We start from the raw sequence: 26,453 nt of genomic DNA, 5'->3' as shown, positions 1-26,453 counted from the left end.
GTTCGCGTCGCCCCTCCTGGACCCTTTGTGCTCCGCCGCCTCTGCGCCCCGCTCGTCGTCGGCCTCGCCGGCTTGATGGCCCTCGCGGGCTGCCAGTCTGGAGGCGCCGCCCCGCCCGTTCTGCCCTCCCCGCCCCCGGTCGAGGACGACTCGGAGGGCGGGGAGGCGGCCTCGCCGAGCGCGGCGGGCGCGTTCGAGGTCGCGCTCGACCTGGGCGGGCTGCGCCTCGTGGACCCGCAGACGGGGTCGACCCGGCCGGTGGCGTTTGGAGACGCCGAGGGTGCCGTCGTGCGGGCGGTGGCGCGGTCTGCGGGCGAGCCGGCCGAGCGGGGCGTGAACGACGAGTGCGGCGCCGGCCCGCTCAGCTACGCCTCCTGGTCCGACGGGCTGACGCTCTGGTTCTCCGACGGTGCGTTCGCCGGGTGGGCCGTCGACGGCCGGTCCAGCGGCTCGGAGCGGCTCACGACTATGACAGGGCTGGGCATCGGCGCCACTCGGGCCGACCTGGACCGGGCGTACGCCGCCGACGTCGGGCCGTCGTCGCTGGGGACGGAGTTCGCGGCCGGCGATCTGGGCGGGGTCCTCGACGGGAGCGGCCCCGGCGCCCGCGTTACCGACCTGTGGGGCGGCACCACCTGCGCCTTTCGGTAGGGCACAGACCGCCCCGCCCGAGGCCGGGGGCGGGGCGGTCGCGGAAACGCTGCGGGGCGGGGCGGGGTAGAACGATCCCTCTTTCCCCACCCCTCTCCCCATCATGGCCTTCGACGCTGCCCCCCTCCCATACGACTACGACGCGCTCCAGCCCTCGATCGACGAGGAGACGATGCGCATCCATCACGACAAGCACTACCAGGGCTACACCGACAAGCTCAACGCGGCCCTCAACGGGACGAAGTGGGCGGATCAGCCCATCGAGGAGACGCTCGCCAACCTCGACGCGCTCCCCGAGGACAAGCAGACGGCCGTCCGCAACAACGGGGGCGGATTCCTCAACCACGGCATCTTCTGGACCATCATGAGCCCCGACGGCGGCGGCCAGCCGACGGGCGAGCTGGCGAGCGCCATCGAACAGTCGTTCGGGTCGTTCGACGCGTTCAAGGAAAAGTTCGAGGCCGCCGCGACGGGCCAGTTCGGGTCCGGCTGGGCGTGGCTCGAGCTGAAGAGCGACGGCGGGCTCCGGGTCCACGGCCACGCCAACCAGGACAACCCGGTCATGCACGGGGCCAAGCCGATCATTGGCCTCGACGTGTGGGAGCACGCCTACTACCTCAAGTACCAGAACAAGCGGCCCGCCTACGTGAGCGCGTGGTGGGACGTCGTGAACTGGGACGAGGCCGACCGCCGCTACCGGAGCTACAAGGCGCAGTAGGCCGCCCCGCCCGGCTCAACCGCGTGCCGCCCCGCCCGGGACTCCTGGGCGGGGCGGCGTGTGTGATAGCGGTCCCGAACGGTTGTGCGTCACCCCGCCCCCGTGTCCGGACGATCCCCTTACACCGTCTCTCTCCTCGAAGGAGAGGGGACTCCGTAAGCATATCTCGGGCGGGGTGGAACGCGGCGCACGGACTCAGCGATCGGGCGCAAAACGGAGCTCGTGGGCGGGGCGGCTAGAGCCGGGCGTGGACCCCGGCGCTCACCGTCCGTGTCCCCAGCGTCGACCCGCTAAAGAGCGGCAGGAAGGAGGGGCCGCCCCCGAACGAGGTGGCCTCGGCACGGACGGCGAGCCAGACCGACGTCCGCGGCACGGCAACTCCAGCCTCGACGTACTGGCCGCCGCTGGAGCGGACCGCGGCCGACGGCACAAACCGGACCGCGTCCTCGGCTGAGACAGACGCCACCGTGCGGTCGAGGACGGTCCCGATCATGAGTCCGGTCCCGACGTGGACGCCGAGGCCGCCGACCCTGCCCGCGAGGCGGGCGCCGAGCACGCCGTGGAGCGTGTTGAGCTGCTGAGCCTTGAAGTCGCTCCGGTACATCCGCGCCACGTCGTGCGCGTACTCGGTTCCGACAACGATCCGAGCAAAGTGGGGGAGAAGCGTCGGGGCGATCTCGGCGCCCGCCCGGACTTGGAACGACGACACGCCAGGATCGACGATCGTCGCCGGCCGCACGCCCCGGCGCCGGAACGAACCGACCGCCACGTCGGCGCCGACCTCGAACGTCACGGTCGTCGCTCGGCGGACGGCCGCCCCACCCGGCTGGGCGGTGTAGCTGGCGTCCTGGCACACGTTGTAGGCGTCGACCACGCGCGCGATAGCGGGTTCGGTATAGCCGAGCCCGGCGTACACCGCCTCCGGCACGCCGCACGTGCCGAGCACGGCCAGGAGCGTCTGACGGTACAGCGGCCGCGAGCGGTGGAGCCTGCCCCCGACCTCTTTCTCAACGAACCAAAGCCCGATAGGGGCGCCGTCGGTCTGGACGTAGAAGGTGGGCCGGCCTTCGGTGGTCTCCAGCGCGAGCAGGTCGGCGTCCCCGTCGCGGACGACGCGGGCGAACGCGAGCCGGTCGTTCGGCCTCGAAGGAGTAACCTCGCGAGCAGCCCGGACCTGGAACAGCCCGCGCCGGTACCGCCGCCCGTCGCCGACCACGAAGGCGACGGCATCGGCCGGTCCGAACCGCATGGCCTCGGCGCCGGGGGCGGGGCGGAACGCGACACCTCGGGCGTACTCAGCCTCGGTGGCCGACAGGACCTCGCCGCGGAGCGTGTCACCAGCGGCGGTGACGACGAACCCGGTGGGGCCGTCGGGAGCGGACTGAGCGAGCGCGGCGGGGGCTGCCAGGAGAAGCGCGAGCGCAGCAAGACGCATGGGCGGGGCGGCAGGGCCGCACGGGTGAATGGGCGCCGACGATACGGTCCACCCCGCCCGCGTCAAGGCGCTGGTCGTGCGAAGTTCGCGAGCGGCCGCTATCGGCTGGGCCGGCGCGCGGCGCGCGGCATACCGCCCCGCCCTCAGACGTTCACCTGCTTCAAGGCCTCCAGCGCCCGCTCGCGGGCCTCCTTGTGATCCACAATGGGGTGGGGGTACGTCTCGCCCAACGTCACACCGGCCTCTTCGAGAACCTCGGGCGGGGCGGTCCACGGCGCGTGGAGGTGCTTCGTGGGGAGGGCGGACAGCTCCGGCACCCAGCGGCGGATGTAGTCGCCTTCGGGGTCGTACCGCGTGCTCTGGCTGAGCGGGTTGAAGATGCGGAAGAACGGCTGCGCGTCGGCGCCCGAGCCGGCCGCCCACTGCCAGCCCATCGCGTTGTTGGCGAGGTCGCCGCCGCAGAGCGTGTCCCAAAACCACCGCTCGCCGTCCTGCCACCGGACGAGGAGGTCCTTGGTCAAGAACGAGGCCGTCACCATCCGCATCCGGTTGTGCATCCACCCGACGTGCCAGAGCTGGCGCATGGCGGCGTCGACGAGCGGGTAGCCGGTCCGCCCGCGCTGCCACGCGCGGAGCGCGTCGTCGTCGTGCGCCCACGGCATCCGCTCGTACTTCTCCTTGAGCGGGGCGTCGGGCATGTGCGGGAAGTGGTGGAGCACGTGGTACGAGAACTCGCGCCACCCGATCTCGAACAGGAAGGCGTCCGCCGCCTCGCGCGTGACGCCGTTCGAGACCCACCCGTTCGCGGCCGCCCACACCTGTCGCGGGCTGACCTCGCCCCAGTGGAGGTGCGGCGAGAGCATGGACGTACCGCGGGCGGCTGGGAAATCCCGCTCCTCGTCGTAGTGGAGGAGCTGCTGGCTCACGAACGTGTCCAGGCGCTCGGCCGCCCCGCCCTCGCCGGGCGTCCACGTCTCGCGCATGCCGCCCGCCCAGTCGACGCCGTCCTGAGCCTCGGGCGTGAGCCCGAGCGCGTCCAGGTCCGCCGACTCCGGCCACGTCGCCGGCGCCGCCCCGCCCAGGTCGGGGGCGGGGAGGGGATCGCCCGGGTCGAGCTGCGCGCGCACCTTCTTCCAGAACGGCGTGAACACGCGGTACGGCCCGCCCGAGCCCGTCCTGATCTGCTCCGGGTCGTGGAGGACGCGCCCGGCGAAGGTGCGGACCTCGACGCCGGCCGCCTCCAGGCCCTCCCGAACGGCCTCGTCGCGGCGCCGGAGCGCCGGCGCGAGGCGCGTCTGCCAGACCACCCGGTCCGCCCCGCTCGCCTCGCACACGGCTTTGAGCTCGTCCAGCGAGGTGCCCTGGCGGAGCACGAGGCGGCTGCCCTCTTCCTGGAGCGAGCGGCCCAGCGCGTCGAGCGACTCGTGGAGCCACCAGCGGTGCGCCCCGCCCGGCGCCCACGGCGCCTCCTCGTCGGGCGCCCACACGAAGACGGGCACCACCCCGCCCCGCTCGGCCGCGTGCGTGAGGGCGGGGTGGTCGTGGAGGCGGAGGCTGTTGCGGAGCCAGACGACGGTCGTGGGCACGGGCGGGCGCAGAGGGCGGGGTGGCCGGGGCTACCAGGCGGGACGGGGGGCGTTCCACGGCCGCCCCGCCCGCTTGTCACCCCGCCCGCCGCGGGGGACGCGGCGCCATCCACCGATGGGCGGGGCGGCGTGTGGACTGTGGGCGGGGCGGCTGCCCACTGTGCTTGCCGCGGGCCGGGTGGTTTCCCATCATGAGCGGTGTCGGCGCCCAGTGGCGCGGGCGGCGTTTTGTTGTGGACAGGTCATGAAGATGCTGATAGCTTGTCAGTCTGACCCGCAGGTGGCGCGCTCTGTCTCGTGCGGGTTTTTCCAGGAAGGACACCGGCACGTTCCGCTCTCACCCACTCGTGTACACCATGAAGAAGGCTCTCATGATTGCGTCGTTGCTCATCGGCGCTGCCGCGCCGGTCGCGGCACAAAGCGGGACGGTCGAGGGGGTCGTGGTCGACGCGCGCACGGGCGACACAATTCCCGGGGCCAACGTTGTCCTCGAAGGCACCACCACGGGGGCGTCCACGGGCGTCGATGGGACGTTCTCGCTCAGCGCTCCCGCGGGCACTTACCGGCTCCTCGCGAGCTTCGTCGGCTACCTTCCGGCCTCGCAGCCGGTCTCCATAGAGGAGGGGCAGACGCGGCGCGTCGAGGTCGAGCTCGACGAAGACCTGCTCGGGCTCGACGAGGTGTTCGTCGTCGGCTTCGGGACGACGAGCGAGTTGGCGCTCACCGGCAGCGTCGCGCGCGTCGGCGAGCGGGAGCTCGAGGACGCCGTCGTGAACTCGTTCGAGCAGGTGCTCCAGGGCCGCGCGGCCGGCGTGACGGTCCAGGCCAACAACGGGAAGCTGGGCCAGGGCCTCCAGATCCGTGTCCGCGGCTCGGCGTCGGTGTCGGCCGGCAACGGCCCGCTCTACGTCGTCGACGGCATCCCGGTGACGACCGAGAACCTCTCGACGAACGACGCGGCGACCAACCCGCTCGCTCAGCTCAGCCCGAGCGACATCTCGTCGATCGAGGTGCTCAAGGACGCTTCGGCGTCGGCCATCTACGGCTCGCGCGGCTCGAACGGCGTCGTCCTCATTACCACCAAGAGCGGGTTCGACGGGCGGACCCAGTTCACCGTCGACGTCCGCGGCAGCGCCAGCCAAGCGACGCGGCAGGTGGAGCTCCTGAACGCCCAGGAGTACACGGCGCTCCTCCTGGAGGCGGCCGAGAACTCGGCCCGCCTCGACCCCAGCTACGACTACGTCGGCGATGTTGAGGGGCAGTTCGACTTCCTCTCCCAAGGGACCGACTGGCGCACCGCCGAGGTCAACTCCGATTGGCAGGACCAGGCGTTCCAGACCGGCGGCGGCTACCAGGTCGACGTCAGCGCGCGCGGCGGCAGCCAGAACACGCAGTTCTTCCTGTCCGGGAGCTACAGCCAGGAGGACGGCATCCTCATCCGCGACGAGTACGACCGAATCACGGGGCGGCTCAACCTCAACCACGAGGTGAGCGACGCGCTCTCGCTCGGGGCCAACCTCGGCCTCTCGCGCGTCCTCAACAACCGGATCTCGACCGACAACAGCTTCGCCACGCCGGTCCAGATTATCGCGCAGCCGCCGATCTCGCCCATCACGATGTCGGAGGGCGACCTGAACGAGAACACGCTCTACTTCAACACGCTCCTCTACAACGACAACACGCGGTTCGCCGTCACGGGCTACCGCAACCTCGGCAACGTGTTCGGCGACCTCCAGATCGTCCCCAGCCTCCGCTTCCGCTCCGAGTTCGGCGTCGACGTCCTCGACCAGAACTCGGACGAGTACTACAACAGCCGCGTGGCCGAGAACACGGGCGCCCCGCAGGGCCTGGCCGTCGATACGTGGGACCGCGTCGTCAACTACACGACGAACAACTACCTCACGTTCGAGCGCGAGGTCGGGGCCGACCACGGCATCGAGGCCACGACCGGGATCACGTACCAGGACGTGAGCCTCCGGAACACGTCGGTCACGGGCGAGCGCTTCCCCAACGACGACTTCCAGCAGGTCGACGGGGCCGCCCAGATCACGGCCGGCACCGCCACCGAGACGGGGTACCGCTTCCTCGGCTACTTCGGCCGGGCCAATTACAACTTCAAGGACCGGTACTTCCTCTCGGCCTCAGGCCGCGTCGACGGCTCGTCGCGGTTCGGGAGCGAGAACCGATACGGGTTCTTCCCGGCCGTCTCCGGCGCGTGGGTGCTCAGCGACGAGCCGTTCTTCTCGGGCGTTCCGGGTGTCTCGTTCCTCAAGCTCCGCGCGAGCTACGGGATCACCGGCAACGCCGACATCGCCAACTTTGCCTCGCTCGGGCTGTGGAGCGAGGCCAGCTACGGCGGCACGCCGGGCATCATCCCGATCCAGGTCGAGAACCCGGACCTCAAGTGGGAGCGGACTTCGCAGATCGACGCCGGGCTCGACTTCGCGTTCTTCAACAACCGCGTGAGTGGCGAGCTCGACGTGTACGCGAAGAACACCGACGACCTCCTCCTCGGCGTCAACGTCCCCGCACTCACCGGCTACTCGGCCGTGCTCCGCAACGTGGGCACGCTCCAGAACCGGGGCGTCGAGCTGGCCTTCAACGCCCGGCTCGTCAACACCCGGCGGTTCTCGTGGACGAGCACGTTCAACATCTCGGCCAACCGGAACGAGATCACCGACCTCGACGGGCAGGTGATCGAGGGCGGGTTCATCAACCGGGCCGTCGAGGGCGAGCCCATCGGGGTCTTTTTTGGGTACGAGTACGCCGGCGTCGACCCCGACAACGGCGACGCCCTCTACTTCGTCAACGAAGGGGCCGACCCGCGGGCGACGACGAACGACCCCAACGAGGCCACGCGCGTCGTGCTCGGGAGCCCGCACCCCGACTTTACCGGCGGCCTGGGCAACACCGTCACGGCGGGCGGGGTGGAGCTCCAGATGTTCTGGCAGTTCGTCTCGGGCAACCAGATCTACGACGGCGGCGGCCGCTTCAAGACGGCCAACGGCGACTACTACGACAACCAGCTCCGCGACCAGCTCGACCGCTGGCAGCAGCCGGGCGACGTGACCGACGTGCCCGAGGCCCGGCTCTACTTCGGGAATGGGACGGCAGAGTCGAGCCGGTACCTCTACGACGGGTCGTACGTCCGCCTGAAGACGCTGTCGGTCGCCTACAACGTCCCGGTGCGGCTCCTCCGCAACTTCAGCGTGCAGGGCGCCCGCGTCTACCTGGTCGGGACGAATCTGCTCACGCTCACCGAGTACCCGTGGTGGGACCCCGAGGTCAACGCCGACTACGTGGCCGGCAACATCGGCCTGGGCAACGAATTCTACTCGGCGCCGCAGGCGCGGAGCGTCTCGCTCGGCCTCCAGTTCACGTTCTAGAGCACCCGCCGGGTGGGTACAAGGCACGACTGCCGGGTACGACTCAGCCCGAAACTGTACCTCGTACCCGGGAGCCCGTACCCCTCCACATTCCGCTCTGGCACCGCCCGTCCCCGGTCTCTCCACCCCGCCCTTATGCTGCCCGCCCGGTTCCGCCCCGCCCTCCTCCTGTCGCTCGCCCTGGCGCTCGGCGCCTGCGACGGCCTGCTCGACCTGGAGCCCCAGCAGTCGATCAGCAACGAGCGCGCGCTCGCTACGCCGCAGAACGTCGAGAGCGCCATCGTCGGCGCTTACGACCGGATGAGCGACGGCGACCTCTACGGGGGCCAGCTCATGATGGGGCCGGACCTCCTCGCGGCGAGCAACGCCGAGGTCGTCTGGACCGGGACGTTCGCGCAGCCGCGCGAGTTCTGGAACAAGAGCCTCCTCGTGAACAACTCGTTCGTCGAGGACACGTGGGAGGACGCCTACGACGTCATCAACGTCGCCAACAACGTCCTGAGCGCGCTCGACGTGTTCGGGGACGAGGGCGCCCGCGACCGGGCCGAGGGCCACGCCCGCTTCCTGCGGGGCCTCATGTACTTCGAGCTCGTCCGCCTTTGGGGGCCGGCCTGGACCGGGGGCGACCCGGGCTCGGACCTGGGCGTCCCGCTCGTGCTCGAGCCCACGCGGACCGTCACCGAGGCGGACGACCGCGCTCGGAGCACGGTTGGCGAGGTATACGCCCAGATCATCACGGACCTTGAGGCCGCCCGCGACCGGCTCCCGCAGAACGACGGCGACCTTGCCGACACTTACGCCGCCAGCGCCGTCCTGTCGCGGGTGTACCTCTCGCAGGGCGCCTACCCCGCGGCGGCGGCCGAGGCGAGCCGGGTGATCGAGGGGAGCGGGCACGCGCTGGCCCCGACGTTCGGCGACGCGTTCAACCAGGCCGCTGGGTCGTCCGAGTACGTGTTCGGCATCCCGATCACCGAGCAAGACGGGGTCAACGAGCTCAACACGTTCTACGGCGCCCGCGAAAACAGCGGGCGGGGCGACATCCAGTTGACCGCCGACTACGCCGGGCTGTTCGCCGACGACGACGCCCGCGCCTTCTTCTACGTCGACGACCGCGGCCGGCGCCGGACGGCCAAGTGGCAGGGGACGATGGCCGAGGGCGTGGACATCCCCGTCATCCGCCTCGCAGAGATGCTCCTGACGCGGGCCGAGGCCAACCTTCGGGCGGGGACGACGGTCGGCGCCGCCCCGCTCGCCGACGTGAACGCGGTCCGCGAGCGGGCCGGGCTCGACGCGCTCGACGCCGTGTCGGTCGACGACGTGCTCCGCGAGCGCCGGCTCGAGCTGGACTTCGAGGGCGAGCTCCTCCACGACCTCAAGCGGACCCAGCGGGCGATCCCGACGATCGACGGGGAGCTTCCGGCAACGGCCCCGCGGTTCCTCTACCCGATCCCGCAGCGCGAGATCGACGCAAACCCGAACCTGGAGCAGAACGCCTACTACTAGTAGGCGCCGCCCGCCCCGCCCCCGCGATGAAACGGACGCTCCCGCTGCTCTCCCTCTGGGTCCTGGTGCTCTCGCCGGGCGTCGCGCGGGCGCAGGTCGCGGGGGGGGAGTCCGGCTACGACGCCGGCATCGAGGCCGTCGAGCCCACGGACGAACAGGTCGCGGTCGGCCTCGCCGGCGCGGACCCCGCCGACATCGGGCGGTACCTGATCGCGGAGAGCGGGGCGGCCCGCGGCGCTCAGCTCTCGCCCGACGGGAGCACGCTGGCGTTCCTGTGGGCCGTGACCGGAGAGCCCCAGCTCTGGATCCAGCCGGCGACGGGTGGGCAGCCCCAGCGGCTCACCTACGGGAGCGGCGTCACGTTTTTCCGGTGGGCGCCCGGCGGCCAGGCCCTCCTGTACGGGGCCGACGACGACGGCGACGAGCAGGAGGCGTACTTCGTCGTCCGGGCGTCGGGGGCCGACGAGCGCCGGGCGCTCCCGGCCGTGTCGGGGGGCTTCCGCGCGTTCGGCGACTTCGTATCGGCCGACCGCGTCGCCTACGCCTCGACCGAGCGGAACGGCCTCGACTTCGACCTCTACGTCGCCGACCTCTCGGACGGTGAGGCGCGGCTCGTCCGGGAGGGCCGGTTCGGGATGTTCGTCCGCAGCGTGTCGCCCGACGGGCAGTACGCGGTCGTGGCCGAGACGGTCGGCGAGGACTCGGACAACCTGTACCTCCTCGACCTCGCGACGGGCGGGCTCGACACGCTCTCGGCCCCGGACCGCCGCGCGAGCCACGCGGGCGGGGGCATCGCCTGGGACCCCGACGGCTCCGGGTTCTACCTGGCGACGAACCGGGACCGTGATGTCGCCGCGCTCACGTTCTACCGGCTGGGCGAGGGGTTCGAGACGGTCGAGGCACCGGCCGGCGACGTCGAGGGCGTCCACCTCTGCGGGCGGGGCGGCCGTTACCTCGCGTGGACCGTCAACGACGGCGGGTACAGCCGGCTCCAGGTCCGCGACCGGGAGGGCGGGGCGGCGCTGGACATGCCAGACCTCCCGGAGGGCGTCTACGGGCTTGACTGTGGGACCGGCTCGCCGCGTCTGGCTGTCACGGTCTCGGGGTGGCGGACGCCGGGGGACGTCGTCGTGTGGGACCTCGGCACCGGCGACGTCCACCGGCCGTTCCGGTCCGACCTCGCAGGCCTCGACCCCAGCCGGCTCGTCCGGCCAGAGAGCGTGACGATGCCGGCCCGCGACGGAGTCCAACTCCAAGGCCTGCTCTACCTACCCGACGCGACCTCGCGGGCCGCCGCCGGGACGGACGATGGCCCGCCGCCGGTCGTCTTCTTCGTCCACGGCGGCCCGACAAGCCAGTCGCGGCCCGGCTTCGACCCGGTCGTCCAGTACCACGTCGACCGCGGGCTGGCCGTGTTCGAGCCGAACGTGCGCGGCTCGAGCGGGTTCGGCCACACCTACGTCACGCTCGACGACCAGGAGCGGCGGCTCGACAGCGTCCGCGACCTGGTCGACATGCTCGAATGGCTCGGCGACGCCGGCCTCGTCGACGCGGACCGCGCGGCCGTCGTCGGGGGCTCCTACGGCGGCTACGCCGTCAACGCCGTGCTCGCGGCGTACCCCGGCCACTTCGTCGCCGGCGCGTCGCTCTACGGCGTGGCCGACTGGGTGACGGCCCTCGACGTCGCGTCGCCCGCGCTCAAGGCCTCGGACCGGATCGAGTACGGGGACATCAGCGAGCCGCGGTGGCGGGCCTTCTACGGCGAGAACTCGCCGGTCCGCCAGGCCGATGGGATCGACGTGCCGGTCCTCTACTCCCACGGCGCCCGGGACCCGCGGATCGACATCGCCGAGACCGAGACGATGGTCCGCTCGCTCCGGTCGCGGGGCGTCGAGGCCCCGTTCGTTCGCTTCCTAGACGAGGGGCACGGGTGGCGGAAGCTGTCCAATCGGCTGTTCTACTACCGTTACCAGGCGGCCTTCCTCGAGGGCGTCCTCGTCGGAGCGGAGTAGCCACACGGCCCACCCCGCCCGCTCGCAGGGCGGGGCGGTTCGGTCTCCACCCCGCTCGCCACGGGCGGGGCGGTTACCGCCGCCGCTTTTTCGACCCCGCCTCCTTCCGCGACCGCCCCGCCCCGCGCGAGCGCTTCTTGCCCTGGCGGGCCTTGGCGCGGCTCGGCGGCCGCCCCTCCCGGCCTGGCGTGCCGCCCGGCATGGTCACAAAGGCGAGGTCCACGCGGCGCGTCTCGGGGTCGGCCGCGTCGATCCGCACGCGGCACGTGTCGCCGACCTGGATGCGGTGGTTCGAGCGGCCGTCGACGAGCGCGTACCGCTTGTCGTCGTACTCCCAGTAGCCGTCCATGTCGCGGACGTGGACGAGCCCCTCGACGAGCAGCTTCGTCATCTGCACGAACACGCCGAACTTGGTCACGCCCACGGCCACGCCGTCGAACTCGTCGCCCACGTGCTGCGCCGCGTACTCGACCTGCTTCAGCTTGACCGACTCGCGCTCGGCCTCCGTCGCCTCGCGCTCGCGCTCCGAGCAGTGCTCGGCCTCCTCCTCCAGCCGGTCGACCGAGTACCGCGGCCCCTCCTGCTGGTCCTGCATCCGCTTGAGGATCCGGTGCGTGATGAGGTCGGGGTAGCGGCGGATGGGGCTCGTAAAGTGGGCGTAGTTCTCGAACCCCAGCCCGTAGTGGCCGATGTTGTGGGGCGAGTAGACGGCCTTCGACATCGACCGGATCGCGGCCTGCTCGATGATCGGGGCGACGGGCTTCCCCTTCACCTCCTTGAGCAGGTCGTTGAGGTCGGAGCGGACGACGGCGCCCTCGGTGTGCGGGAGCGTGTACCCGAACGGGCGCACAAAGTCGGCGAGCGCCTCGATCCGGTCGCGGTCGGGCCGGTCGTGGATGCGGTAGGGGAGGGGCACGTCGCGCATCGACGCCGCCGTCGCGACGGCCCGGTTGGCGAGCAGCATGAGCTCCTCGACCAGCCGGTTCGACGCCTGCCGCTCCTTCTCGACCACGTCGACCGGCCGGCCGTCCTCGTCCAGCCGCACCTTCACCTCGGGCACGTCGAAGTCGATGGCCCCCTCGGCCATCCGCTTGGCCGTCAGCGTCTCGGCCAGCCGCCCCGCCCGCCGGACCTCGCCGGCCAGCTCGTGGTCGGCGCCGTCGAGGATGGCCTGGGCGCCGGCGTAGGTGAACCGCTCGTGGGAGTGGATGACCGTCTCGCGGACCTCCCACGCGTGGACGTTGCCGCCGCCGTCGACGGTCATGATGCACGAGTAGGCCAGCTTGTCCTCGCGCGGGCGGAGCGAGCAGACCCCGTTCGAGAGCGCCTCGGGGAGCATCGGGATCACGCGGTCGACGAGGTAGGTGCTCGTCGCGCGGTCGTAGGCCTCCTCGTCGATGACGCCGCCCTCGGGGACATAGTGGCTCACGTCGGCGATGTGCACGCCGACCTCCATCATGCCGCCGCCGAGGTCGCGGACGTGGACGGCGTCGTCGAAGTCCTTGGCGTCCTCGGGGTCGATCGTGAAGACCAGCTCGTCGCGGAGGTCGAGCCGCCGGGCGACCTCCTTTTTCGTGACCCCGATCGTGATGTCCTCGGCCTCCGCCTCGACCTCGGGCGGGAAGTCCGACGGCGCCCCGTGCGCCAGCGCCAGCGCCAGCACGTCGACGCCCGGCGCCCCGGCCGGCCCGAGCACGCTGACGACCGTGCCCTCGGGCGACGCCTTGGGGTCGTCGTAGCGGTCGATCGTGACCACCACCTTGTCCCCGGGCTCCGCCCCGCCCCAGCCGTCGCGCGCGACGTAGACGTCCTTCGAGATCCGCTTGTCGTCGGGCGAGACCCAGCCCGTCTTGCCCGTCGTCGAGAACGTGCCGACGGTCTGGGCGCGGCCGCGCTCGACGACGGCCTCGACCTCGGCCTCGCGCTTCCGGTCCGGGTCGCGGTCCTTTTTCTCGGCCGCCAGCGCCACGCGGACGCGGTCGCCGTGGAGGGCCGTGCCCATGCGGCGCGGTTGGACGAACACCTCGGTGCCGGCCAGGTCCTCGGGCGTGTCGAGCGCGACGAACCCGAACCCCTGCGGCGAGACCGAGAGCGTGCCCTCGGCCGTCTTCTCCGACGGCGGCTTGTGGCGGATGCGCCCGCCCCGCTCGCCCAGGGCCGCGCCCGTGTCGCGGAGGTCGTCGACGACTTTGAGGAGCGTCTGGTACCGCCCCTGGTTCGTGACGTTCAGCACCTTCGACAGCTCCTTGGCGCGGTAGGACTGGTCCTTGTGGCGGGCGAGGTAGGAGAGGATCTGGGAGCGGAGGGCGTCGGCGTCCTTGTCGGCCATGCGGAGGGGCGGGGTGGGGGAAGGCCCGTCGTACCGCCCCGCCCCGGCGCGGGGTCCGTAAGGGCCGGAGAAGACGGGGCGCGGGGGGCAACGCGCGGGGCGGGGCGGCGTTCGAGGGGCGAGCCGCCGCCGAGCGGCCCGTCCGCAGGCTGCCGCCCCGCCCTCTATGTGCAACCCGTCTCAGAAGCTGCGTGGTACGGGAGGAGTCCCCCTCCTGGACACCCGCCCGGTCGGCGCAGCCAGGAGGGGACAGGGGTGGGGGACGGGCGAGCGCGGCGCTCCGGCCGGGCGGGGCGGGGCGGCCCTGTCGCTGGCGGCGGCGCTCGTCCTCCTCCTCGCCGCCCCGCCCGCCTGGGCGCAGGGCGGAGTGGATCTGGGCGCCGACGACGGCAGCCCGCACTCGGCCGTCACGCTCGTGGCCGAGGTGTCGGCGGCGGCGCCCGGAGCGGCGTTCGACGCCGCGCTCCGCATCGAGCAGGAGCCCGGGTGGCACGTCTACTGGACGAATCCCGGCGACGCCGGGCTGCCGCCGGACGTCACATGGCGGCTGCCGGAGGGCGTCCGCGTGGGGCCGCTGCGCCACCCCGCCCCCCACGTCGTCGAGCTGGCCGGGGTCGCGTCGTACGCCCACGAGGGGACGCCCTTTTTCCTGTCGCGCGTGGCCGTCCCGCCCGATTTCGAGGGCGACTCGCTGCGCCTGGCCGGCACCGTCGACTACCTGATCTGCGCCGACGTGTGCCTGCCCGCGACCGAGGAGGTGTCGCTCGCGGTCCCCATCGCCGGGGCGACCGTGCGGACCGGGGCGCTCGACGCGGCGCGCGCGGCGCTCCCCACGAAGGGGGCGGGGTGGACGGCCGCCGCCGCCGCGACCGACGGCGGCTACGCGCTCACGCTGGCCCCGCCGGACGCGTGGGCGGGTTCGCTCGACGGCGCCTATTTCTTCCCCGCTGAAAAGGCCGTCCTCGACCACGCCGCCGCGCAGGACTTCGTGCGCGAGGGCCGCGCGTGGGCCGTGGCGCTCACGGGCTCGCCCTACGCCGAGGCGCCGGCCGAGCGGCTGCCCGGCGTGCTCGTGGCGCCCCCAGGCGAGACGTTCCCCGACGGCGCCCGCGCCATCGAGGTCGACGCCATCGTGGCGGGCGGGGCGGTTGCCAGCAGCGCCGCGGGCGGGGCGGCGGGCCTGGGGCTGGGCGCGGCGCTCGGGCTCGCGCTGCTGGGCGGGCTGCTCCTCAACCTCATGCCCTGCGTGTTCCCCATCCTGAGCATCAAGGTGCTCGGGTTCGTGCAGGGGCGGGACGCCTCGCCGGCGGCGCTCCGGGCGCACGGGCTCGCGTTCGGGGCTGGCGTCGTCGTCTCGTTCCTCGCCCTCGCCGGGGCGCTCCTCGCGCTCCGCGCGGCCGGGGCCGGCCTGGGGTGGGGGTTCCAGCTCCAGAGCCCGCCCGTCGTCGCGGCGCTCGCCGTGCTCATGACGGGGCTCGCGCTGTCGCTCCTGGGCGTGGTCGAGGTGGGGCAGGGGCTGGCGGCGGCCGGCGGCCGGCTCGACCGGCGCCAGGGGCTGGGCGGGGCGTTCCTCTCGGGCGTCCTCGCGACCGTCGTGGCGACGCCGTGCACGGCGCCGTTTATGGGCGCGGCGCTGGGGTTCGCGCTCGCGCAGCCCGCGCTCGCCGCGCTGGCCGTGTTCGTGACTCTGGGCGTGGGCATGGCGCTCCCGTACGTGGCGCTCTCGTTCCGCCCCGCCCTCGTGCGGCGGCTGCCGCGGCCGGGGCCGTGGATGGAGACGCTGAAGCAGGCGCTGGCCTTCCCGCTGTTCGCGACGGCCGCGTGGCTGGTCTGGGTGTTCGCCCGCCAGGTGGGCGCCGACGGGGCCGGGCTCCTGCTCCTCGCCCTCGTGCTCGTCGGGCTGGGGGCGTGGGCGTGGGGGCGGTGGCCGCGCGTGCAGACGCGGGCGGGGCGGCGCGCGGCGCGCGGGCTGGGCGTCCTGGCCGCGGGCGGGGCGGTCGCGCTCGTGGTCCTGGCCTCGGGCCTCAGCCCGGCCCCGACCGCCCCGCCCGACGACGGCGCGTGGCGGCCGTTCGACGCCGAGGCCGTCGCGGCGCTCGTAGACGAGGGCCGGCCGGTGTTCGTCGACGTGACGGCCGCGTGGTGCCTCACGTGCCAGGTCAACAAAAAGACGGCGCTGGGCACCGACGCCGTCCGCGACGCCTTCGAGCGCGCGGGCGTGACGACGGTCCGGGCGGACTGGACGAACCGGGACGCCGAGATCACGGCCTTCCTGGACCGCTTCGGGCGCTCGGGCGTCCCGCTCTACGTGTACTTCCCGGGCGGGGCGGCCGAGCCCGTCCTGCTCCCCGAGCTGCTCACGCCGGGCCTCGTCGTCGACGCCGTCGAGGCGTCGGAGGTCGCGGCGGCGCTGTAGGCGGCCCGGGTCCGTGCCCGCCGAGCCTAAACCGAGCCGTACCCTGTACCGAGTACCCCGTACCCCTCGTCCCATGCGCGCCCTCCCCGCCCTCGCTGTTCTCCTGCTCCTCGCCGGCTGCGCCGACCCCGAGGCCCCGGCCGAGGTCGCCCCGGCCGACCGCCCCGCCCCGGCCGTCGCCGCCGAGTCCGGGGGCGGGGCGGAGGCCGCCGTGCCGGGCCGCCCCGCCCCGGCGTTCACGCTCGTCGGCACCGACGGCGCCGAGCGCTCGCTGGCCGACTACCGCGGGCAGACGGTCGTGCTGGAGTGGCTGAACTACGACTGCCCGTTCGTCGGCAAGCACTACGGGGGCGGGGCGATGCAGGCGCTCCAGGCGCAGGCGGCGGCCGACGGCGTCGTCTGGCTGTCGGTCGTGTCGTCGGCGCCCGGCGAGCAGGGCCACTTCGAGCCGGCCGCGATGGACGCGCGCACGGAGTCCGAGGGCGGACGGCAGGCGGCCGTGCTCCTCGACGCCGACGGCGCCGTCGGCCGCCGCTACGGGGCCGTCACCACGCCCCACATGTTCGTCGTCGACGCCGACGGCACGCTCGTCTACAACGGGGCCATCGACGACACGCCGACCACGGACCCGGCCGACCTCGCGACGGCGACGGGCTACGTGACGCCGGCGATCGCCGCGGCCCGGGCGGGGCGGCCGGCCGACCCGGCGCGGACGCAGCCCTACGGGTGCTCGGTGAAGTACGGCGACGGCGCGTAGCCGCCCGCCCCGCCTGCCCGAGCGCTCGGGCGGGGTGGGATCAGCGGCGGCCGGGCGCGGGTTGAGCGCCGCATGGCCACGCCCTTCTCGCGCGCCCGCCGCGCGCTCCTCGACCCGCCCGCCCCGCCCGCCGAAGGCCTCGACGCCGACGGCGTGCGCTCGACGCTGGACCGGGCCGAGAGCGGGGCGCCGGCGGCCGGCCACGCCGTCCGCGACCTGTTCTCGACCGACGAGATCTTCCAGCGCGTGCTGGCGACGGCCGACGAGGAGTTCGTCCGCTCGACGCGGCTCCTGTTCTTCTCGGGCCTCGCGGCCGGGCTCTCGATCGGGCTCTCGTTCGTGGCCCGGTCGTCGATGTCGGCCGCCGTCGGCGACGCCGACTCGCTGGTCGGCAGCGTGCTCTACCCGGTCGGGTTCCTGCTCATCGTGCTCGGGCGGTACCAGCTGTTTACCGAGAACACGCTGACGCCGGTCACGCTCGTGCTCACCAAGATCGCGTCGGTCCCCCAGCTGCTCCGCGTGTGGGGCGTTGTCCTCGTAGCCAACGTGCTCGGCGCGGCGCTCGTCGGCCTCGTCCTCGCGCGGTCGGGCGTGCTCGACGCGGACACGATGGTCGTCGCGCGCGAGATCGCGTCGCACGGCCTCCACGTGCCGACGGTCGCCCTGTTCTGGAAGGGGCTCTTCGCCGGGTGGCTTGTGGCCTCGATGGTGTGGCTGAACCACGCGGCGCGCGACTCGATCACGCGGTTCTTCATCGTGTTCGTCATCATGTTCCTGGTCCCGGCGGCCGACCTGTTCCACTGCATCATCGGCGCGTGCGAGGCCTTGTTCCTCGTGTTCCAGGGCGAGGCCGGGCTCCTGGAGGCCGGCCGCTTTTTCGGGGCCGTTGTCGTCGGCAACACGGCGGGCGGGGTGCTCCTGGTGGCCCTCCTCAACTACTCGCAGACGCGCCAGCAGCGGTTCCCGTACCACGACCCCGACGCCCTCGAGCTGACGTGGCGCGAGTGGATGTTCGGGGTCGGGCGGGGCAAGGAGGCGAAGGAGGCGGCGAGCCAGAACGCCCCGCTCACGCGCGACGAATCGGTCGCCGAGACGGGCAGCATGCTCGACCGGCCCGTCTCCGCCGAGGCCGACGACGAGGCGGCCGAAGACGGGCGGGGTTCGGCGTGACCCCCAGGCGCACGGGAGGCGCGGTAGATTGCGGGCGCTGGCCAGCCTCTGTGGGCGGGGCGGCTTCCCCCCGACTCCCAGCATGCCGACCTACGCCCTTCTCTACCGTTCGCGATCCGTCTCGACCCTCTCCGACGCCGACGTGGCCCAGATCGCGTGGACGTCGGTCCACCGCAACGCCCGAGTCGACGTGACGGGCCTGCTCCTCCACGCGGACGTCGCGGGCGGGGCGGAAATCCTGTTCGTGCAGTGGCTGGAGGGTCCGAAAGACGACGTCCTCGCCCTCTACGCGCGCATCCGCCGGGACCCGCGCCACACCGACTGCGAGACGATTGCAGAAGGAGCGGCGGCGGACCTCGTCGGCCGCGACGGCCGCCTGTTTCCCGAGTGGGGGATGCGGTTTGAGCCGGTGGGGGCGCTCCCCATGACGCTGGAGGCGTTCCTGGCCGATTGGCTCGGCCGAGGGGGCGCTATGCCTCCGCCCGCTCCGTTCGCGGGCTACCGGCGCCGCACGACCTGGAAGTAGGACCCGTAGCGGCGGACGTACGCCGCCCGCGGCGAGCGGTACAGCGGAGCCGCTGGCACCACGCGAGCGGCGGGCGGGGTGGCTACCGGAGCCGTCCGGTTGGCGCGGAGCCCCTTGTAGCGCCGCGCAAGCCGCCCCCGCTCAGCCGGGCGCCGCGCGTACGTCGTCACGCGGACGGCTTCGCCCGGCCCCGACGGCACGACGTAGGTCGAGCCCTCGGCGGGCGTTCCGGCGGGCGTTCCGGCGGGCGTCTCCTGGGCCGTCGCGGGTGCGGCGACAAGGGCAGCGAACGCGGCAGCGAGCGGGAGGACGCGCGTCGCGAACCGGCGGGCGGGCAGAGTCGGGACCATGAGCAGGAGGGAGAGGAGAGGGGCCGGCGGTACCCAACCGCCCCGCCCGCGGAACGCGGCCGCGTCACACCCGGCGCCGATGGAACGCCCCCGTTCCCGCGCCGCAGAGTAAAGGCGGCACCTCCGCGCCCCGCCCGAGCCGAGCGGGGCGGCGGAGGGCGAGGGCGGGGCGGTCCCTGGAACAGCGGCCTGTGTGGGGAACCGCCCCACAAAAGAGCCGAGGTGCCGGGTGCGGGCCGTCACCGGACGCCGTCTCTCCCCGCTCGCGGGGCGGGGCATGCCGGAGGACCTTGGCAGGGTTCTCTCCTCCGCGCCATGCTCCCCCCGCGCCCCGTCGTCGTCGCCGTCGACTTTTCTCCTGGGTCCGAGGCCGCGCTCGTGCGGGCGGCGGCGCTCGCTGCGCAGTCCGGCGCCGCGCTCCACCTCCTCCACGCCGACGCGGCACCGCCCTCCCTGGGCGGGGCGGCGCACGCTGGGCGGGGCGGCCCGCTCTGGGACCGCCTCGGGCGGTTCGCAGCCGCGGCGCTCGACCGCCCCGCCCCCGGCGCCACGTTCGCGGTTCTGCGCGGCCCGTCGGTGTCAGCGGCCATCCTGGACTATGCCGGCCGCGTTGAGGCCGGCCTGCTCGTGGTCGGCGCGCGCGGCGGGTCGGGCGCGGACCGCCTCCTCGTCGGCGGCGTCGCGGCGGCGTGCGTGGCCGGCGCCGCGTGCCCCGTGCTCGTCGTTCCCCAGGCGGCACACGTGGGGGAGCCGTCCCCGGTGGTGCCCGTCCTCGTCGCCGTCGACTTTACCGAGCGCAGCCGGGAGGCGGTCCGGCAGGGGCAGAAGTTGGCGCACTTGTACGACGCCGCCCTGGAGCTCGTCCACGTCGTCCGCGACGCCGGCCCGTACACCGGGCTCGCGCCGAGCGCGCTCTCGCTCCGCGGCCTCGACGACGACCGGGACCGGGCTGTCCGCCGCCGCCTCGCTCAGTTTGTCGGGGCCGTCGCTCCGGCCGCGCTTCACGTGGCGCTCGGGGCGCCGTCCCGCCAGATCGCCGCCGTCGCCGCCGCGCGCGGGGCGGGCGTCGTCGTGGTCGGCACGCACGGGCGGGGCGGGGCGGCCCCGGCGCCCGTGGGAAGCACCGCCCGCGCCACGCTCCAGCGGGCGGGGTGCGCCGTGCTCACGGTCGGGGGCGCGGTCGGCACGCGCGCTGCGCCAGTCGCCACCCCGCCCGCGCTCTGCTCGACGGCCGCTGCTTGAGGGCGGGGCGGGCGCTGGGGAACGGTCGGGGTCTTGGCCGCCCCGCCCGCTCGGCGTCCGGTGGCCCTCTGGCGGGCGGGGCGGGCGAGGGAGCGATGGGCCTAGCTTGCCGCCCCTCACAGGTCCCCCGAGTGTTCCGGCCGATCCACCCCGACTACGCGTTTCCCCTCGCCGAACTGGCCCTGTGCGAGCTCTCAAAGGCTGGGGCGGGCGAGGTCCCCGCGTCGGGCCGCTCCGAGGTCGCGATCGTGGCCGACGCCGTGGGCGCGGCCGCCGCGCTCCTGCAGCTCGACGGCGACGGGGCGCTCTCTGTCGTGGCGGCCTCGGGGTGGGCGCCGCCGTCGTGCCGGGTCCCGCTCGCGGGCGCCCTCGCCGAGGCGTGGGTGCGCGAGTCGTGCGTCGACCTCCGGCCGGTCCCCGAGGCGCTCGCCGCCGACGGCGTGGCCGGCGGGCTGGCCGTCCGGGTGGGGACCGCGGAGCACCCGCGGGCGCTGCTCGTCGCCCTCGCGTTCGGGCCGCACGCGTTCGACGCCGATGCGCGCGCGTTCCTCCAGGGCGCCGCGGCGGCGCTCCACGCCCGGTTCGTCATCGAGTCCACGCGCCACGCGCTCGAAGAGTCGCAGGCGCGCGCGCGCGCGATCGTGCAGACGACGGTCGACGGCGTCATCACGATCAACGACCACGGCCGGATCGACGGGTTCAACGCCGGCGCCGAGCGGATCTTCGGGTACACCGCCGACGAGGTCGTCGGCCGCAACGTCTCGGTCCTCATGCCCGAGCCGTACCACTCGGAGCACGACGGCTACCTCGCCGCCTACCGCGAGACGGGCCGGCGCCGGATCGTCGGGATCGGGCGCGAAGTCGTGGGCCGGCGGAAATCGGGGGCCACGTTCCCGATGGACCTCGCGGTGAGCGAGGTGACGCTCCCCGACGGTGAGACGCTGTTCACGGGCGTCGTCCGCGACATCACCGACCACCGCGTGCTCGAACGCGAGGTGCTCCGCGTGGCCGAGGAGGAGCGCCGGCGGATCGGGCAGGACCTCCACGACGGGCTGGGCCAGGAGCTGACGGCGGTGGGCCTGTTCCTGCGCGGGCTCGCGCGCGGGCTCGACGCCGACGGCTCGGCCCGGGCCGACGAAGCCCGCCGCCTCGTCTCGCTCGTCGACGACGCCGACACGCAAGCCCGGACGCTCGCGCGCTCGCTCGTGCCGGTCGAGCTGGAGCAGAACGGGCTCGGGGCCGCGCTCTCCCGGCTCGTCGAGCGGGCCACGGCCCTCTACGGTCTCGACGTGCGCACCGAAACGACGGGGTCCGGCCCGGCCGAGGCGTCGGCGCTCACGGCCGACGCGGCCACGAACCTCTACCGGATCGCCCAGGAGGCGGTCTCGAACGCGGCCCAGCACGGCCACGCCCGCCGCGTGACGGTCGCGCTCGTCCGCGGCGCCCACCACCTCCGCCTCCGCGTCGAGGACGACGGCGTGGGGCTCGACGGGGCGCTCCGGCGGGGCGGCGTGCTCGAACCGCTGGACACGACGCCCGCGGCGCCGGACCGCGTCGTGAGCGCGCCCGCGCGGCCGGCCGACCAGCGCGGGATGGGCCTCCGCATCATGCACTACCGCGCCCACCTCGCCGGCGGCTCGCTCGAAGTCCGCCCCGGCGCCGGGGGCGGGACGGTCGTGACATGCACGGTCCCGCTCCGCGGCCCCGGCTTCTCGTCCCCCTGACCGCCCCGCCCCGTCGAGAGGAGGGAGGAGAAGACGCGTAGAGGCGAGAGGATGCCGCCCCGCCCCGCCTCTTCTCGTCCCCTCCTCGTCCCCGCCCCGCCCTCACGCCCCGCCCCATGACCCGCATCCTGCTCGTCGACGACCACCCGCTCCTCCGCCAGGGGATCGCCCTGACGATCGAAGCCGAGCCCGACCTCGCCGTGGTCGGGCAGGCCGGCGACGCCGAGGAGGCCACGGCCATGTTCGAGGACGTCGACCCCGACCTCGTCATCACCGACATCTCGCTGCCGGGCGTGAACGGGCTGGAGCTGCTGAAGAACCTGCTCACGCTCCGCCCCGACCTCCCCGTCCTGGTCGTCTCGCGGCACGACGAGGAGCTCTACGCCGAGCGCGCCGTCCGCGCCGGCGCGCGGGGGTACGTCTCGAAGGTGGCCGCCGGCGACCAGATCGTGACGGCCGTCCGCCGCGTGCTCCGCGGCGGCATCCACCTGTCGGAGGACCTCAAGGACCGGATGCTGTTCGGGGCCGCGAGCGGGACGAAGGACCCGACGCAGACGCCGCTCGAGGTGCTCTCGGACCGCGAGCTCGAGGTGTTCGAGATGACCGGGCGCGGCCTCCCGACGCGCGAGATCGCGGAGCGCCTGCACCTGTCGGTCAAGACCGTCGAGAGCTACCGCTCGCGGATCAAGGCGAAGCTGGGGCTCGCGAACGGGACCGAGCTCATGAAGCACGCCGTGACCTGGGTCGAGGGCGAGGGCGCTGGGCGCCCGGGCGGGGCGGCGTAGGGACGGGCGACCGCCCCGCTCGCGTGGGCGGGGCGGCCCCCACGCGCCAGGCGCTGTCGGCCCCGCGTCGGCCCGCTCCCCGCCCCGCTCCCGCCGCGGGCGGGGCGGCGGGTTCTTGGAGCGTGCCCCCACGTTCCACGCGCGCCGCCCCCTATGCTCCCGTTCCAGACCGTCCTCTGCGCGCTTGACTTCGAGCCGGGCTTTGAGCGCGCGCTCGTCCAGGCCGCCGACCTCGCCGAGCGCGCCCACGCCGCGCTCCACCTCGTCCACGTGAACCCGCTGTTCCGCGCGCGCCTCGCCCCAACGCCGGGCGACCCCGGCGCCGCGTTCCAGGAGCGCGTCGAGCGGTTCGTGAACGGCGCCCTCGGGGCCGACGACGCGTTCGGCGTGCTGGCGCCGGCGCTCCACGAGACGCGCGGGCAGGCGCCGGCCGACGGGATCGTGGGCCGCGCGGCCGACGTCGGCGCCGACCTCGTCGTGGTGGGGACGCACGGGCGGGGCGGGCTTGGGCACCTCCTGCTGGGGAGCGTGGCGGCCGAGACGCTCCGCCGCTCGCCGGTCCCCGTCCTCGTCGTGCCGGACCGGGCGGAGCCGCCTGGGGCGGGGCGGCCCGTCCTCGTGGCCGTCGACGACCCCGAGCCGGCGGTGGCGGCACTGGGGTTCGCGCTCGCGACCGCGTACGGCTCGCCGGTCGTGCTCGGCCACGTCTGCGCGGCGGACGACCCCGCCGAGCGGGCCGAGCGGCGGCAGGCCCTCGACCGGCTGGCCGCCGAGGCCGCCGGCCCGACCGCCTCGCCCCACGAGGTGCGCGTGACCCAGGGCGAGCCGGCGGCCGAGGTCGCCGCGATGGCCGAGCGCGTCGGCGCCGGGGCCGTCGTGATGGGGACGCACGGGCGGACCGGGTGGGACCGTCTCCGTCTGGGGAGCGTCGCCGAGCGGACGGTCCGCCACGTGCCGTGCCCAGTCCTGGCCGTGCCCGTGTAGGGCGGGGCGGTCGCCACCCCGCCCGTCGCGCTCCTGGGCGGGGCGGTCTCGCTGCGCGGCCGCTAGCCGTCCGCCGCCCCGCCCGCGCGCTCGGTCACGTCGGCGGCGCGGCGGCGCGACGACGCCGGCTCGGGCGTGGGGTAGCCGACCCGGAAGAGCGCCTGGGGCACGCCGTCGTCGATGAGGGCGGCCACCCGGGGCCGGAGCGAGGCGACCTCGATGGGTTCGTTGGCGTACGACGCGGCCAGGCCGCGGTCGGCCGCGACGACGAGGGCGCGGGCGAGCGCCTGCCCCGCGGCCAGCCAGTCGGCCGGGCCGTCGGCCGCCGTGGCGAGGACGAGGACGGCCGGCGAGTCGCGGACCAGGCCGCCCTTGTACGTGGCGACCGCCGAGGTCGTCGTCCGCGTCGCGGCGTGGCGGTCCCAGGTCCCCTGCTCCGAGTCGCGGACGCCGTCGGGGCGCGCGTCGCGCGCCGGGCGCAGCCACCGCTCGATCTCGGCGACCACCTCGCGGTCCCGGCCCTGCTCCGCCACGCCCTCTTCCACGAGGCGCGCGAGGGCGTCTTTTCCGTCCTCGTCGTCGAACACGTAGAGCGCCGCGCCCTCGGTCGCCACGGCCCCGGCCAGCTCAGACGGGACACCGAACGGGACGGGCTCGTCCTGGAACGGGAGCCGATTCGTGTGGCGGAGCGCCAGCGCCCGGAACGGCCGGTCGTCGCCCGAGGGCGAGGGGGCGGGGCGGAACGTGACCGTGGCGAGCAGGTCCGCGTCCGCGTCGTCGGGGAGCGCGTCCACGAGCGGCTCCCACCCGAGGTGCCAGGCCGCGACGCGCAGGTAGAGGAGGGCGGCCCCGCAGCTCATGGTCAGCTCGCGGCCGTCGGGGTCGAGCGCCGAAAGCTGGCGGGCGCGGTCGGCGTAGACCCGGACCGTCCCGTCGCCGACGACGAACCGCCAGGGCTGGGAGTTCAGCAGGCTCGGCGCGCGGACGGTGTGCTCGAGGATCTCCTCGAGGTCGGTGTCGGTCGGGCGGCGGTCAGATGTGTCGGGCATGGCGGGGAGGGAGGGGCACCTCCGAGGGTACCGCCCGCCCACCCCGCCCCCTGCGCTCGTCTGGCCGAGCCGGGCGCGCGGCGGACCCCGCCGGCCGTGCCGGGGCTCGCCCCACACTCCCGAACCGCCCCGCCCGCGTCAGCGCCGGGCGGCGTACCAGGTGCCCTCGGCGGTGTGGCCGCCGTGCTCGGCCTCGGACGCGAACGTGCCGTTGATGACGTCGCCGTCGACCTCGCCCCGGAACGTCGTTTGCAGCGTGCACCCGCAGTCGGGGTCGGGGTACGGGTCGAGCTCGCCGACGATCTCGTTCCCTCCGCCTCCGCCAGGCGAGCCGTCGTCGGGGAGGCGGACAAACCGGATCGTCAGCACCTGGGGCCGCTCGACGCCCTGCCACTGCCAGCCGCCCGCGCCCTCGCGGCGGACGTCGACCGTCGCTCCGCGGGGGACCATCGCGACCTCGCCGGCGGCCTGGGCGCCGTCGTCGGAGAGCGCGAAGTAGACGTCGCCCACGCGGCCGGTGTCGTAGCTCTCGTACGTCCCCTCCCAGACGCCGGCGAGCACGGCCGCCGCGCCGCCGTCGACGTGGACCGGGGGCGCCGCGGCCTCGGGCGGGCTGGCTTCGGGCGGGGCGGCCTCGGGTGGAGCCGGCGCGGGCGGGGCGGCGTCCGGGGCGGGGCGGGGGCCGCACGCGGCGAGGGCCACGAGCAGGGCGGGGAGGAGGCGCCTCACGACCGGGCCTCGCGGGCGTCCGCGGGCGTCCGGCCGGCGTCCGCGAGCGCGTCGCGGGCGACGAGGACCGGGCACGGGGCCGTCCGCACGAGCGTCTCGGCCACGCTCCCCAAGAGCGCCCGCCCCGCCCCGCCCCGCCCGTGCGTGCCCACGACGAGCAGGTGCGCCCGCGTCTCTTCGGCGGCGGCGCGGATGGCGGCGGCCGGGTCGCCGGAGCGGACGGAGACGCCGACGGGAAGCTCGGCCTCGGCCTCGGCCCGGAGCGCCTCGGCCAGCGTGAGGAGCGCCTCGCGCTCGCGCGCCTGGACGCGGGCCAGCTCGTCGGGGAGGCCGAGCGAGAGCCGGGACGGGGTCGTCACGTGGACGACCTCGAGCGGGGCGTGGTAGGCCACGGCTAGGCGCGCGGCCCACCGGGCGGCGAGCGGGATGGGGGCGGCGTGGTCGCCGCGGGCGGGGAGCTCGTCGGCGGCCAGGAGCACGCGGCTCGGCGGCCACTCGCCCTGGCCGGGCGCGTCGAGCGGGCGGACGGTGAGGACGGGGCACGGGGCGCGCCGGGCGACGGCCTCGGCCGCGCTCCCGAGCACGCCGCGCCGCCAGCCGCGGCGCCCGTGCGTGCCCATTACCACGAGGTCGACCTCCTCGTCGCGGGCGTAGTCGAGGACGGCCTCGGGCACGGCCCGGCCGACGACCTCGGCCTCGACGACCTCGATCTCGTCGTACGGGGCCTGGTCCTCGGCGGCCGGCGCCGGGAGCCCGAGGTCTTCGCTCACGTCGGCCAGCGAGACACGGACGTGGCCCGTGCCGGCCACGTCGGGCCAGTCGCGGGGCGGGGCGGACTCGTCCTCGACGACGTGGAGCACGTGGAGCTCGGCCCCGAACCGGTCGGCGAGCCAGGCCGCGTGGCGGTAGGCGCCCTCGGCGGCGGCCGAGAAGTCGGTCGGGAACAGGATGCGCTGGACGGCGAGCGGCGGCATGGCGGCGGGGGCGGGGTGGCCCGCAGCGTACGACGGTTCCGCCCCGCCCGGTGTAGGGGAGGGCGGGCGGCGGCGGGCGTTCGTCTCCGGGGTGGCCTGTGGGGCGCGGCCTCGCCACGAGCCGGCC

At 74.5% G+C, this 26,453-nt stretch carries 20 protein-coding genes; 13 read left to right on the top strand and 7 right to left on the bottom strand.

Translation table 11 applies throughout. The annotated features are described in order from the left end of the window. Positions 1–27 precede the first annotated feature (27 nt). Entirely contained in the window at positions 28–651 is a 624-nt protein-coding gene (locus RQM47_RS12280) for a hypothetical protein (RefSeq protein ID WP_311662205.1), read from the top strand. Between the two features lie 103 nt (positions 652–754). Continuing rightward, positions 755–1,369: a superoxide dismutase gene (locus tag RQM47_RS12275; protein ID WP_311662204.1), complete on the top strand. Its 615-nt coding sequence runs from the start codon at positions 755–757 to the stop codon at positions 1,367–1,369. A 235-nt stretch (positions 1,370–1,604) separates the two neighbouring features. Here RQM47_RS12275 and RQM47_RS12270 read toward each other — a convergent pair whose 3' ends face one another. Together RQM47_RS12270 and RQM47_RS12265 are read right to left on the bottom strand one after the other, a co-directional pair. After that, on the bottom strand, positions 1,605–2,804 hold the full coding sequence (locus RQM47_RS12270; protein WP_311662203.1) for a hypothetical protein: 1,200 nt from the start codon (positions 2,802–2,804) through the stop codon (positions 1,605–1,607). Between the two features lie 143 nt (positions 2,805–2,947). Beyond that, positions 2,948–4,390 carry a deoxyribodipyrimidine photo-lyase gene (locus RQM47_RS12265; RefSeq protein WP_311662202.1) on the bottom strand — a complete coding sequence of 481 codons (1,443 nt, stop codon included), beginning with the start codon at positions 4,388–4,390 and terminating at the stop codon, positions 2,948–2,950. A gap of 356 nt (positions 4,391–4,746) precedes the next feature. Here RQM47_RS12265 and RQM47_RS12260 point away from each other — a divergent pair, with 356 nt between their 5' ends. From RQM47_RS12260 to RQM47_RS12250, 3 genes are all read left to right on the top strand, one after another. After that, positions 4,747–7,776 carry a TonB-dependent receptor gene (locus tag RQM47_RS12260; RefSeq protein ID WP_314009189.1) on the top strand — a complete coding sequence of 1,010 codons (3,030 nt, stop codon included), beginning with the start codon at positions 4,747–4,749 and terminating at the stop codon, positions 7,774–7,776. Between the two features lie 135 nt (positions 7,777–7,911). Further along, a complete protein-coding gene (locus RQM47_RS12255; protein ID WP_314009188.1) occupies positions 7,912–9,279 on the top strand; it encodes a RagB/SusD family nutrient uptake outer membrane protein in 1,368 nt (455 codons plus the stop codon). Between the two features lie 26 nt (positions 9,280–9,305). Beyond that, positions 9,306–11,291, top strand: coding sequence for a S9 family peptidase (locus RQM47_RS12250; protein ID WP_311662199.1), 1,986 nt, complete (start codon positions 9,306–9,308; stop codon positions 11,289–11,291). 73 nt (positions 11,292–11,364) lie between these two features. Here the strand turns inward: RQM47_RS12250 and rnr are convergent, their stop codons facing one another. Beyond that, complete coding sequence (rnr, locus tag RQM47_RS12245) at positions 11,365–13,620, bottom strand: ribonuclease R (protein ID WP_314009187.1); 2,256 nt, start codon at positions 13,618–13,620, stop codon at positions 11,365–11,367. Positions 13,621–13,786: 166 nt separating this feature from the next. On the opposite strand from rnr, the gene RQM47_RS12240 reads away from it, so the two are divergent. The 4 genes from RQM47_RS12240 to RQM47_RS12225 all read left to right on the top strand — a co-directional run bounded on the left by RQM47_RS12240 (position 13,787) and on the right by RQM47_RS12225 (position 18,489). Beyond that, the gene (locus RQM47_RS12240) at positions 13,787–16,036 is read left to right on the top strand and encodes a protein-disulfide reductase DsbD family protein (protein WP_314009186.1); all 2,250 of its coding nucleotides are present in this window, start codon (positions 13,787–13,789) and stop codon (positions 16,034–16,036) included. A 73-nt stretch (positions 16,037–16,109) separates the two neighbouring features. Next, on the top strand, positions 16,110–16,793 hold the full coding sequence (locus RQM47_RS12235) for a redoxin family protein (RefSeq protein ID WP_314009185.1): 684 nt from the start codon (positions 16,110–16,112) through the stop codon (positions 16,791–16,793). A 72-nt stretch (positions 16,794–16,865) separates the two neighbouring features. Further along, entirely contained in the window at positions 16,866–17,963 is a 1,098-nt protein-coding gene (locus tag RQM47_RS12230; protein ID WP_311662195.1) for a formate/nitrite transporter family protein, read from the top strand. An 82-nt stretch (positions 17,964–18,045) separates the two neighbouring features. After that, positions 18,046–18,489, top strand: coding sequence for a BLUF domain-containing protein (locus RQM47_RS12225; protein WP_311662194.1), 444 nt, complete (start codon positions 18,046–18,048; stop codon positions 18,487–18,489). Here the strand turns inward: RQM47_RS12225 and RQM47_RS12220 are convergent. Beyond that, entirely contained in the window at positions 18,462–18,839 is a 378-nt protein-coding gene (locus tag RQM47_RS12220; protein ID WP_311662193.1) for a hypothetical protein, read from the bottom strand. The two genes, RQM47_RS12225 and RQM47_RS12220, sit on opposite strands and share 28 nt — an antisense overlap. Positions 18,840–19,154: 315 nt before the next feature. Here RQM47_RS12220 and RQM47_RS12215 point away from each other — a divergent pair, with 315 nt between their 5' ends. From RQM47_RS12215 to RQM47_RS12200, 4 genes are all read left to right on the top strand, one after another. Beyond that, positions 19,155–20,081, top strand: coding sequence for a universal stress protein (locus RQM47_RS12215; protein ID WP_311662192.1), 927 nt, complete (start codon positions 19,155–19,157; stop codon positions 20,079–20,081). Between the two features lie 131 nt (positions 20,082–20,212). After that, positions 20,213–21,805: a PAS domain S-box protein gene (locus RQM47_RS12210; protein ID WP_311662191.1), complete on the top strand. Its 1,593-nt coding sequence runs from the start codon at positions 20,213–20,215 to the stop codon at positions 21,803–21,805. Positions 21,806–21,921: 116 nt separating this feature from the next. Continuing rightward, complete coding sequence (locus RQM47_RS12205; protein WP_311662190.1) at positions 21,922–22,590, top strand: response regulator transcription factor; 669 nt, start codon at positions 21,922–21,924, stop codon at positions 22,588–22,590. Between the two features lie 153 nt (positions 22,591–22,743). Beyond that, the gene (locus tag RQM47_RS12200) at positions 22,744–23,574 is read left to right on the top strand and encodes a universal stress protein (protein ID WP_314009184.1); all 831 of its coding nucleotides are present in this window, start codon (positions 22,744–22,746) and stop codon (positions 23,572–23,574) included. 62 nt (positions 23,575–23,636) lie between these two features. Here RQM47_RS12200 and RQM47_RS12195 read toward each other — a convergent pair whose 3' ends face one another. From RQM47_RS12195 to RQM47_RS12185, 3 genes are all read right to left on the bottom strand, one after another. After that, complete coding sequence (locus tag RQM47_RS12195) at positions 23,637–24,623, bottom strand: Acg family FMN-binding oxidoreductase (RefSeq protein WP_314009183.1); 987 nt, start codon at positions 24,621–24,623, stop codon at positions 23,637–23,639. A gap of 138 nt (positions 24,624–24,761) precedes the next feature. Then, positions 24,762–25,352: a hypothetical protein gene (locus tag RQM47_RS12190; protein WP_314009182.1), complete on the bottom strand. Its 591-nt coding sequence runs from the start codon at positions 25,350–25,352 to the stop codon at positions 24,762–24,764. Continuing rightward, entirely contained in the window at positions 25,349–26,326 is a 978-nt protein-coding gene (locus RQM47_RS12185) for a universal stress protein (protein WP_314009181.1), read from the bottom strand. Before RQM47_RS12185 ends, RQM47_RS12190 begins: the two co-directional genes overlap by 4 nt. Positions 26,327–26,453: the final 127 nt, after the last annotated feature.

Origin of the sequence: Rubrivirga sp. S365 (genome assembly GCF_032248475.1) — a bacterium.
GTDB lineage: Bacteria > Bacteroidota > Rhodothermia > Rhodothermales > Rubricoccaceae > Rubrivirga > Rubrivirga litoralis.
Note: the sequence above shows the minus strand (reverse complement) of the source record. Positions and strands in the feature narration are given on the sequence as shown.